Source organism: Streptomyces sp. NRRL S-340 (assembly GCF_000720185.1).
Lineage (GTDB): Bacteria > Actinomycetota > Actinomycetes > Streptomycetales > Streptomycetaceae > Streptomyces.
This window is the reverse complement of record NZ_JOIY01000003.1, coordinates 95642-106429: the sequence shown is the minus strand read 5'-3', so window position 1 is coordinate 106429 and position 10788 is coordinate 95642. Positions and strand designations below refer to the sequence as shown.

Here is a 10788-nt window from a genome sequence, read left to right as displayed (position 1 = left end):
CGGGCGGGTGAGGCACCGGCGTCGGCGCGCGCGGCGGCGGGGCGGGGAGTCCACCCGGGGCCGGGACCGCGAGGCCGGGACCGGGGCGCGACGGGAGCCGGCGAGGCGCCGGGGCCGGTGCGCGCCGGAGTCAGGCGGCGACGGGCGAGGCGCCCGCCCGGCTCGCCGACCAGGCACCGACCGCCGCGAGGGCCTGGGCCGGGTTGAGCCGCGGGTCGCAGAAGGTGGTGTACACCGTGCCGACCGTGTCGAGGGCGGACTCGTCCGTCACGCACTCGCTGACGTCGTCGGGGGTGGTCTCCAGGTGCAGTCCGCCCACGACACCCCCCTCGGCCATGACCGCGGCCAGGAACCGTTCGATCTCCCGCGTGACCGTACGCACCAGACGGGTCTTGAGTCCGCCGGGCGCGGTGACGGTGTTGCCGTGCAGCGGGTCGCTCAGCCAGATCACCGGGTGCCCGGCCGCACGCACCGCGGCGACCAGTCCGGGCAGCCGCCCGGCGACCGCGTCGGCGCCCATCCGGGCGATCAGGGTCAGCCGGCCCGGCGTGCGGGCCGGGTCGAGCCGCTCGCACAGCGCGAGCAGTTCCCCGGCCGTCATGGCGGGACCCACCTTGCACGCCACGGGGTTGGTGACGGAGGCGAGCAGAGTGACATGCGCGCCGTCGGTCTGCCGGGTCCGCTCCCCGATCCACGGCCAGTGCGTCGAGGTGAGCAGCAGACGCCCGTCCTCCCGCCGGCGCACCATGGGCAGCTCGTAGTCCAGCAGCAGCGCCTCGTGACTGGTCCACACCGGCGCGGCGATGGGGGTGCTGCTGCGGGGGCCGTGCCAGCCGAGGTGGCGCATCACCCGGTGCGCGGCGTCGTAGCCGGTCAGGATGCGCAGCGGGTCGGGCCTGCGCGACTGCGCGTCCGGGACGGGACTGTTGACCATGTGCCCGCGGTAGGAGGGGAGTTCGAGGCCGCCGACGCGCTCGAAGGGCTGCGAGCGGGGTTTGCCGTACTGGCCGGCGATCCGGCCCACACGCACCACCGGCCGGCCGCTCTCCATCTCCAGGGCACCTGCCAGCATGTTGAGCAGGCCCGTCTTGCGCGCCACGTCGTCGGCGGTGCTTTCCGCGAAGTCCTCGGCGCAGTCGCCCGCCTGCATCACATGGGCTTCGCCGGCCGCCACCCGGGCGAGCAGGGTGTGCAGCCGGTCCACGTCCTCGGCCGCCACCAGCGGGTTACGCCGTATGAGCGCGCCGCGGACCTCGGCCACTTGTGCGCTGTCCTCCCACGGCGGCTGATGGAGGGCCTTCTCGTCTTCGAGGTCGAGCAGTACGTCGTCCACTGGTTCTCCGATCACGGATCGTCGGCATGGGCCACAGCCTTCGCGCGCCGTGTTCCCTTCACGTGGGATCAAGAGCGGTGGACGGGGAAAAAGAAAAGTGAGCATGAGAAATCGGCGGTGACGCCGTGCTGAGACTACCCCCGTCCGAAGGCCGACTCTCATCGGCACGACTGATCCTGTCGGTGTGTGAATGCCGTGCCAATGATTTGCGCCGCGATGTGTCAGGTGTTCCGTGATCCGTCAAGTCCGGCGGTGACGCAGGGGTGAACGGAAAAGGTCAGGCGGCCGAATGCGGCCGCCTGACCGGCGACGAAATCAGCTGGGAAATGCGGGGGGAAAACGGAAGGGCGGTCAAGGCAGCGGAGACCGGAAAGGAGGAAAGGGGCGAGGACCGGTCGGGACAGACTCCTTCAGGACACCCTCCGGTGGCTTTCGACGCACGCCACCGGACCGCGCTCCCTGCTTCGGCCTGACGCGGACGAAGCCCCCCGGCGGGCGCGGCCGGCCAGGGCCACGATCGCGTGCGCCGCCGAGGCCAGGGTGACGTGCCGGTGCCAGCCGCCGAAGGAGCGCCCTGTGAAGTCCCGGATGCCGACCTCCTCGGAGATCTCCGTGAAGTCCGCGCCGACCTTCTCGGTGAGCCCGGTCAGCCGCACCAGCAGGGCGGGCTGCACACCGGTCATGTTGGTCAGCCACAGCTGCGTCCGTCCGCGCCCGCGTGCGTCCTCCACACCGAGCAGGGCCAGTTCGCCCTGGCTCGCGGCCCACCCGCCCGGGTCCGGCAGGGCGACGCGGACGGTGGCGGCCAGGTGGGTGTGACGGGTGGTGTCCGCATGCGCGTCGCCCCGGTTGGCGGGCCGCCGCAGGTCCCGGGCCATCCCCATGATCTGGTCCGCGGGCATCGTCTGGCCCTCGCCGGCCGGCAGCAGCGGGTCGGTGACGGTCAGGCCCAGACCGTCACAGGCCCGCACCAGCAACGGGACGCCCGAGTCCGCGAACTCCCTGAAGAGCGTGGCCGCTTGCACTTCGTCGCTGTCCACGACGAGCGGGCGCCGGGGCAGGTTCCAGTCGAGGAGCGTCTCGGCGCAGACCCTGGCGAGGGACTCCGTCAGGGTCTCCGGACCGGCTCCGTCGGGTATCGCGACCTGACTGCGGCGCTGGTGGTCCTTGAGCCAGGTCCTGGGCAGGTGCAGTCGCCAGTTGACGGGCACCGTCACCTCTTCGGACGCCGCCCAGACACCGATGGCACGCTGCGCGTTGAGGACTTGGCCCAGTGACGGGAAGAAGTGCCGGCCCACGCCCACGGAATGACGGCCGGACTTCGGGATGATCATGAGCCGGGCCACCCAGGCCTGCGGGTGCGTCACGCCCGTCAGATGGTCCGCGAGCGCTCGCCGCATGGGCATCCAGTCCCATGTGGAGGACGACACGAAGTGGTGCAGGTTCTGTTCGGAGACGTCGTCGCCGAACAGCGCGGCGATGGCGCGGATGGACTTGCGTCCCTCTGCCTCCAGCAGCCCGCGTAAGTAGTACAGAGCCTTGCGGTGCTGGTCGCTGCGGATCAGGGAGGCGAACAGGCCAGGCGTCAACTGGTCGAACACCGCGTCTCGCGGGTGTGGCGCCAGGGAAGGGAGAACAGCTCGTCCGGAGATCTCGGGATGCACGTCGGCGTAGGTCATGGGTCTCCTTGGGATCCGGTTGGGACGCGCAAGACACGCACGCGAGTGCCGCGGCGGGCAGTCGGGTACGGGATTCGGCGACCTGGGGGAGTCAGCGCCGCGGGCGGGGACATCGGGCGGACCGCCCGGCGCGCGCCGCCGACGTCGCGCACACCCGGTGTCCGGGCGCCCTCCGCTCGACGCGCGATGCCATCCCCACCTCCATGAACCGTCGTGACGCCCTCCCACGAAAGCCCTGCCGACTGTAATGGTCGCCCACCGTGAGGACCACTGTACGGAGAGAGAGTGTCAAGTCGTCGTCGAGTAAATTGAGCCTCAAGCGTCGGTCAAGTTCCTATCGCGCCAGTCTGGTGGGAGCGACAGCCGCGGCGATGCGGACGCCGGGCGGCCGGGGTGGTGGTGAGGATGCCCAGGTGGTGGCCGGCGGTGTGACCCGCGAGCGGCTGCCTCCCGGCGGCGTCCTGCCGCGCCGACCGCCCCCGCGAGCGGTGTCCGGGATATGCCACGGGCGCCGCCCGCCGCATACCACCGGGCGTCGCGCCCCGCCTCCCGCCGTGCCCCGCCGACAGCCGCCGCCCGTCGTGCCCCGCCTCCCGCCGTGCCCCGCCTACCGCCGTACGCCGCACCCGCCGGTGTGCCGCACCCGGCGGTACGCCGCACCCGGCGGCGCGCCGTCTACGCGGCCGGCGCCTTCTCGCGCGGCACCCAGCGCACGGCGAGGTAGCCGAGCCCGAGTGAGAGCAGACTCGCGACGGCGATCGCCACGTGCATGCCGGAGACGAACGCGTTCTTGGCGTCCTCGACAGCGGCCGCACTGACGCCGGGCCGTTCCAAGGTCTCGGGCAGCGTCCCCGCGAGGTCGGGGCCGAGGAGCCGGAAGCACACGGCGGCCAGGGAGCCCAGCAGCGAGATGCCGAGCGCGTTGCCGAGTTCGTTGCTCATCTCGGCGATGGAGGCCGCCGATCCGGCCCGTTCGGCGGGCACCGCCGCGACGGCCGTCTCGGCGACGAGGCTGAAGGACAGGCCGTAGCCGATGCCCGCGATCACGGTGGAGGCGACGAACGCCGTCACCCCGCCGAGAACCCCGGTGAGCAGCATCAGGGAGAGGCCGATGCCCATGGCGAAGTGCGAGGTGATCAGGGCCGCGCGCTTGCCGACACGGTCGACGATCGCGGTGGTCCCCACACAGGTCACGGTGAGCACGGTCGCGCCGGGCACCGCCAGCAGCGCCGCGCTCAGCACGCTGTGCCCGAGGACGGACTGGAGGTAGACGCCGCTGAGATAGCCGGCTGCGGCCCAGGCCACCAGGGAGAGCAGGCCGGTGAGGATCGCGACGGTGAACACTCGGTCGCGGAAGAGCCGCAGGTCCAGCAGCGGCTGCGGCAGGCCGAACTGCCTGCGCACGAAGAGCGCCACGATCGCGACGCCGACGATGCCGGTGCCGAGCTGGGTGGGGGACAGGCCCGAGGCGGCGGCCGACTTCACAGAGTAGACGGTCAGCAGGATGCCGACCGCGGACAGCAGCACGCTGAGCGCGTCCACCCGGCCGGGGCTCGACTCGCGCACGTCCTTGAGCAGGAAGGGCGCGAACGCGAGGAACAGGACGACGACCGGGATGTTGATGAGGAAGACCGAACCCCACGAGAAGTGGTTGAGCAGCAGTCCGCCGACGATGGGGCCGATCGCGAAGCCGGCCGCGAAGGTCGCCGCGAAGATGCCGATGGCCTGGGCCCGCTGCTTGGGGTTGAGGAAGAGGTTGCTGATGATCGCGAGGCCGGAGGGCAGCAGTGTCGCGCCGCCGAGCCCCATGAGCGCCCGGCAGCCGATGAGGACCTCCGGGGTCGGCGAGAGCGCCGCGCCCACTGAACCGGCCCCGAAGACCGCGGCGCCCGCCAGGAGGAACTTGAGCCGGCCGTAGCGGTCACCGAGATTGCCGAACGCGATGAGCAGCGACGCGACCACGAAGCCGTAGATGTCGAGGATCCACAGCGCCTGGTCCGTGGTGGGGGTGATCGCGGAGGTGATGCTCGGCATCGCGAGGTAGAGCACGGAGCCGTCCATCGCGACGAGGGCGACCGGGCCGAGCACGATCAGCAGGCCCAGCCAGGCGCGCCGGTCGGCGCGCTCCGCGACTAAGTCCAGGGAAGTCACAGGGAACCTTTCAGGAGGCGGTGCGCGGTGGTGCGCACCGTGGTCGACTCGTTCGGCATACGATGCGTACGCTGTACGCACAAGGGTGTGCGAAGGGGTGCGCGAGGTGCGTCGGAAAAAGCGTCCGGCGGGTGCCGGGCGGGCGTGCGCACCGTACGGGAGACACGGTGCGTACGGTGTACGCGTGTGAGTGCGTACAGCGTACCCACGCCGCTGGTTAGACTACAGCATGGCCATCAAGACGCAAGGCCGTCAGGCGAGTTCACCAGGGCTCACCCGGCGCGCCATCATCAACGCCGCCATCCGCATCGCCGACGCCGAGGGCATCGCGGCGCTGTCCATGCGCCGGCTCGCGAACGACCTCGACTCGGGCGTCATGTCCCTGTACCGGCACATCGCCAACAAGGACGAACTGCTCACCGCGATCACCCGCGCGGTCTGCGAGGAGCACCCCTATCCGACCCCCGCCCCGCCGCGGTGGCGCGACGCGGTCCGGCTCGCGGTCGCTCTCGACCGCGAGGTCTACCGCAAGCATCCCTGGACCCTGGTCACCCAGGCCTCCGCCCGTCATTTCAGCGACACGACGTGTCTGGACTGGATGACGGACGCCCTGGCAGGCCTCACGGACGACCCGCAACTGGCCCGCACGCTGACGCTGACCGTGTGGTCCTACGTCCAGGGCGCCTCGATCCAGAGCGTCGCGCAGCAGCTGCTCCCCGGGGACGACGAGGCCGCGCAGTCACCGATCCGGCCCACCGAGGCCGATGTCGATGCGGGTCTCGAAGTGCTCCTCGACGGGCTCGAACGACAGGCGAAGGGAGCGTGACCGGTGAGTGACACCGGAGGGGCCCGCACCTGACGTACGATCAATTCGCTTCACCCGTACGGCGCTTGATCGTGTCCTCCCGGAATGGGCGTCGTTCTCGGGGATATGACCCGAACGACCCCCCGTCACCTCGCATGGCGAGACGGCGTAACGCCCACCGCCGCGGACCTCGTCCCGCTCGCCTTCATGGGATTCGCCCACTTCACGGCCATGCAGGTGCGCGACAGCCGGATCCGCGGACTCGACCTCCACCTGGAGCGGCTGCGCCGCGGCTCGCTCGAGCTGTACGGCCACGCCCTACCCGACGACCAGGTCCTGGCCCAGCTGCGCGTGGCGCTGAAGGAGGCGCCCGCCGACACCTCGCTCGTGGCCACGTGCTACCTCCCGGGCGGCGAGTTCACGGCGGCCGGCCCCGAGACCGCTCCGGCCCTGCTCATCCGCACCGCACCGCCCTCCGACGGACCCGAGGGCCCGCTGGCCCTCATGGCGGTACCGCACGAACGCTTCCTGCCGTCCGTCAAACACGTCGGCGAACCGGCCAAGACGTACTTCCTGCGGCAGGCCGCCGCACAGGGCTTCGACGACGCCGTCTTCCTCGACCGCCGGGGACGGCTGAGCGAGGCCTCCATCTGGAACCTCGCCTTCTGGGACGGCTCGGCCGTGGTGTGGCCCACCGCCGAGATGCTGGGCGGCGTCACCATGGGCATCGTCCGGCGGCAGCTCGCCCGCCTCGGTGTCCCGCAGCGCGAGGCGGAGCTGACCGTGGACGACCTGCCCGAGCTGGCCGGCTGCGCCCTGCTGAACTCCTGGACCCCGGGAGTCGCCGTGCACCGCATCGACGGAGTCCGGCTGCCCAGGGCCCAGGCCTTCCTCGACCTCCTGCACGACGCCTACGGCCGCGAACCCCTCACCGCCGTCTAGCGCCCCGTCCGTTCCCCGCATCCACCGGCCCGGGGCTCCCGCGCGGCACGCCTGCGGGAGCCCGCTCGTCCACCGGTGCTTGCTCCGGCCTCCCGAGCCGGCGCCGCACCGGACCCACGTCGTCACGGGAGGGCCGGGCGGACGACCTGACAGAACCTCACCGTCTTTCTCACGGCATCCGATTCCCCGCGCATAGCATCGCGCCAGGTTCCCCGGTGCGGCGCAGCCTCCCGCCGGGGCCGTCCCTCACACGACGCGCGTCCCCCTGCCTCGCACCCCGCGCCTCTCTCCAGCTTCCGAACACGTCCGTGCACGCCCCACACGTCCGTACACCTATGCGACGCGGAGACCACATTGCGACTCGCGCAAGTCATGGAAAACGTCTTTGAGCGCCACGCGGACCGGCCGGCGGTCGGTGAACGCTCCAGGGAATTCGTGCGCGACGCCCGGACCGGGCGCGTGTCCGCCCGGTTGCTGCCCCGCTACGAAACCACCACCTACCGCGAGCTGTGGGACCGGATCCGCGCGGTGGCGAGCGAATGGCACCACCACCCCGAGCACCCGCTGGGCGCCGGCGACCGCGTGGCACTGCTCGGCTTCACCAGCCGCGACTACGCCACCCTCGATCTCGCCTGCATCCACCTCGGCGCCGTCACCGTGCCGTTGCAGACCAGCGCGCCCCTGGACCAACTGGCGTCGATCACCGCCGAGACCGAGCCCACGCTGATCGCCGCGAGCAGCGAGCGACTGGCCGAGGGAACGGAACTGGCACTGAGGACGCCGTCGGTGCGCCGCCTCGTCGTCTTCGACCACCACCCCGGGGCCGACGAAGAGAAGGAACGTTTCCTTGAGGCGCGTGAACGCCTCACCGGCACCGGCCGGAACATCGACGTCACCGCACTCACGGACCTCCTCGACCGCGCCGAGACCCTGCTCCCGGCCCCGCTGTACACACCCGGCGACGACGAGGACCCGCTCGCCATGCTCATCTACACCTCCGGCAGCACCGGCACCCCGAAGGGTGCCATGTACACCGAGAGGCTGGCCCGGGCGATGTGGGGCGGCGCCTGGTCCAAGCTCTTCGCCGGCACCGACGTCGTCACCGTCAACTACATGCCGATGAGCCATGTCGCCGGCCACTCCTCGCTCAAGAACGCGCTGGTGCGCGGCGGAACGACCTGCTTCACCGCCTCCAGCGACCTCTCCACGTTCTTCGAGGACATCGCGCTCATCCGGCCCACCGAACTGTCCCTGGTGCCGCGCGTGTGCGAGCTGCTGCACCAGCGCTACCAGAGCGAGCTGAGCCGCCGCGTCGACGAGGGCGTACCCCCCGAGGCAGCGGCGCACGAGGTGCGCCGCCATCTGCGCGAGGAGGTGCTCGGCGGCCGCGTCACCTGGGCCAGCAACAGCTCGGCCCCCCTGTCCGCCGGACTCACCGAGTTCACCGAGTCCCTGCTCGGCGTCCCCCTGCACAACGTGTACGGCTCGACGGAGGCCGCCGGCATCTCCGTCGACGGCGAGCTGCTGCGTCCCCCGGTGACCGACTACCGCCTCGCCGACGTACCGGAGCTGGGCTACTTCAGCACCGACACCCCCCACCCGCGCGGTGAGCTGCTGCTCAAATCCGACTCCGTGGTCCCCGGCTACTACCGGCAGCCGGAGCTGACGGCCGGACTCTTCGACACCGACGGCTACTACCGGACCGGTGACATCGTCGCCGAGCTGGCACCCGACAGGATCGCCGTCGTGGACCGCCGCAAGAGCGTCCTGAAGCTCTCCCAGGGCGAGTTCGTGGCGACCGCGCGCCTGGAGGCGGTCTTCGCCGCCGCCCCGCTGGTCCGGCAGATCTTCGTCCACGGCAACAGCGAACGCTCCTACCTGCTCGCCGTCGTCGTCCCCACCGAGGACGCCCTGGCCCGGTACGGCGACGACCCGCGGCGGCTCGAACAGCTCCTGGACGCCTCCTTCCGGAACATCGCCCGCGAACGCGGCCTGAACTCCTACGAGATACCCCGCGGCCTCCTCCTGGAGACCGAGCCGTTCAGCCAGGCCAACGGGCTGCTCTCCGACCACCGCAAGCTGCTCTGGCCCAAGCTGCTGGAACGCTACGGCGAGCGCCTGGAGCGGCTGTACGCCGACATCGCCGCCCGCGAGGACGACGAACTGAACGAGGTCCGCCGCACCGGTGCCGCCCGGCCCGTGCTGGAGACCGTCCAGCGGGCCGCGCGGGCAGTCCTCGCCGGCACCTCGGCCGAGGTGAGCCCCGACGCGCACTTCCGCGACCTGGGCGGCGACTCGCTGTCGGCGGTGTCCCTGTCCGACCTGCTCCAGGGCACCTTCGGATTCCGGGTGCCGGTCGACGTCATCATCAGCCCCGCGCACGATCTGCGGCAGCTCGCCGCCTACATCGAGGCCAGGCGCACCACCACCGCGAACCGGCCGACCTTCGCCTCGGTGCACGGCGCCGGCGCCACCCAGGTGCACGCCAAGGACCTCACCCTCGACCGGTTCCTCGACGCAGGCCTGCTGGACGCCACCCGCGAACTGCCGCGGCCCTCCGGTGAGCCGCGCCACGTCCTGCTGACCGGCGCCAGCGGATACCTGGGACGCTTCCTCACCCTGGAGTGGCTCCAGCGGCTCGCCCCCGTGGACGGCCGGCTGACGGTCGTGGTCCGCGGCCGGGACGCGGCGTCCGCCCGCCGCCGGCTGACCGACGCCTACGGCAGCGCGGACGCGGAACTGACACACACCTTCGCGACACTGGCCGACGCACACCTGGAGGTCCTCGCCGGTGACCTCGCCGAACCCGGCCTCGGACTGCACGCGGCGGACCGGGAACGCCTCGCCGCCGACGTGGACCTGATCGTCCACGCGGGCGCCCTGGTCAACCACGTACTGCCCTACGACCACCTCTTCGAGGCCAACGTCGTGGGGACCGCGGAGGTGATCCGGCTCGCCCTGACCACGAAGCTCAAACCGGTCACGTACATCTCCAGCGTGGCCGTGTCCACGTCCCCCGCGGGCGACCCCCTGGACGAGGACGGCGACGTACGCACCGACCTGCCCGTCCAGCCCGTCGACGACGGCTACGCCGGCGGCTACGCCACCAGCAAGTGGGCGGGCGAGGTGCTGCTGCGCGAGGCCTACGAGCTGCACGACCTGCCGGTGACGGTGTTCCGCTCCAACATGATCCTCGCCCACAGCCGGTACGCCGGACAGCTGAACGTGCCCGACATGTTCAGCCGGCTGCTGTTCAGCGTCCTTGTCACAGGACTCGCCCCGCGCTCCTTCTACCGCACCGACGGCGACGGCGCGGCCCGGCCGCACTACGACGGCCTCCCCGTGGACTTCACCGCGGCCTCCGTGGCCGCCCTGGGCGGGGCCGCCTCGGGATACCGCACCTACAGCCTGGTGAACCCGCACGACGACGGCGTCTGCCTGGACACCTTCGTGGACTGGCTGGCCGCGGACGGCCACGGCATCGAACGGATCACCGACTACGACGACTGGCTGGTCCGACTCGAGGCGGCCCTGCGCGCCCTCCCGGAGACCCAGCGCCGACACTCCGTCCTGCCGCTGCTGCACGGCTACCGCACCCCCGAACGACCGTACCCCGGCTCGGTCATCCCCTCGGCCCGCTTCCAGGCAGCCGTCCGGCGGACCGGAGTGGGAACGGCCCACGACATCCCGCACCTGTCACCCGGCCTCATCCGCAAATACGCAACGGACCTCCATCCGCTGATGACCACCCGGGCCCCCGCGGCACAGGACTGAAGGGAACCCCGGACGAACCCATGACGCGTTCCGGGCGGCTGCGGCCGCCCGCCGCGCAGACACCCAGCCGAAAAGGGACCATGAGAGGCAGGGGCACGCGGCGC

At 71.6% G+C, this 10788-nt stretch carries 6 protein-coding genes; 3 read left to right on the top strand and 3 right to left on the bottom strand.

The window, feature by feature from the left end; all coding sequences use genetic code 11:
- Positions 1 to 130: 130 nt before the first annotated feature.
- The 3 genes from IG64_RS02745 to IG64_RS02735 all read right to left on the bottom strand — a co-directional run bounded on the left by IG64_RS02745 (position 131) and on the right by IG64_RS02735 (position 5073).
- Positions 131 to 1333: a 3-deoxy-7-phosphoheptulonate synthase gene (locus IG64_RS02745; RefSeq protein WP_037851460.1), complete on the bottom strand. Its 1203-nt coding sequence runs from the start codon at positions 1331 to 1333 to the stop codon at positions 131 to 133.
- A 410-nt stretch (positions 1334 to 1743) separates the two neighbouring features.
- Entirely contained in the window at positions 1744 to 3012 is a 1269-nt protein-coding gene (locus IG64_RS02740; protein ID WP_234438365.1) for a transposase, read from the bottom strand.
- Positions 3013 to 3687: 675 nt separating this feature from the next.
- Positions 3688 to 5073, bottom strand: a complete 1386-nt coding sequence (locus IG64_RS02735) for an MFS transporter (protein WP_078883757.1) — start codon at positions 5071 to 5073, stop codon at positions 3688 to 3690.
- 319 nt (positions 5074 to 5392) lie between these two features.
- On the opposite strand from IG64_RS02735, the gene IG64_RS02730 reads away from it, so the two are divergent.
- From IG64_RS02730 to car, 3 genes are all read left to right on the top strand, one after another.
- Positions 5393 to 5989: a TetR/AcrR family transcriptional regulator gene (locus tag IG64_RS02730; RefSeq protein WP_051812292.1), complete on the top strand. Its 597-nt coding sequence runs from the start codon at positions 5393 to 5395 to the stop codon at positions 5987 to 5989.
- 105 nt (positions 5990 to 6094) lie between these two features.
- The gene (locus IG64_RS02725; protein ID WP_037851458.1) at positions 6095 to 6910 is read left to right on the top strand and encodes an aminotransferase class IV family protein; all 816 of its coding nucleotides are present in this window, start codon (positions 6095 to 6097) and stop codon (positions 6908 to 6910) included.
- Between the two features lie 192 nt (positions 6911 to 7102).
- Positions 7103 to 10684: a carboxylic acid reductase gene (gene car, locus IG64_RS02720; RefSeq protein ID WP_324609554.1), complete on the top strand. Its 3582-nt coding sequence runs from the start codon at positions 7103 to 7105 to the stop codon at positions 10682 to 10684.
- The last annotated feature ends 104 nt before the right edge of the window (positions 10685 to 10788 follow it).

Bases quoted from the DNA above. Each gene is read 5' to 3' on its own strand.
- IG64_RS02740 (WP_234438365.1), bottom strand. From the start codon at position 3,012: ATGACCTACGCCGACGTGCATCCCGAGATCTCCGGACGAGCTGTTCTC.
- IG64_RS02735 (WP_078883757.1), bottom strand. From the start codon at position 5,073: ATGGACGGCTCCGTGCTCTACCTCGCGATGCCGAGCATCACCTCCGCG.
- IG64_RS02730 (WP_051812292.1), top strand. From the start codon at position 5,393: ATGGCCATCAAGACGCAAGGCCGTCAGGCGAGTTCACCAGGGCTCACC.
- IG64_RS02725 (WP_037851458.1), top strand. From the start codon at position 6,095: ATGACCCGAACGACCCCCCGTCACCTCGCATGGCGAGACGGCGTAACG.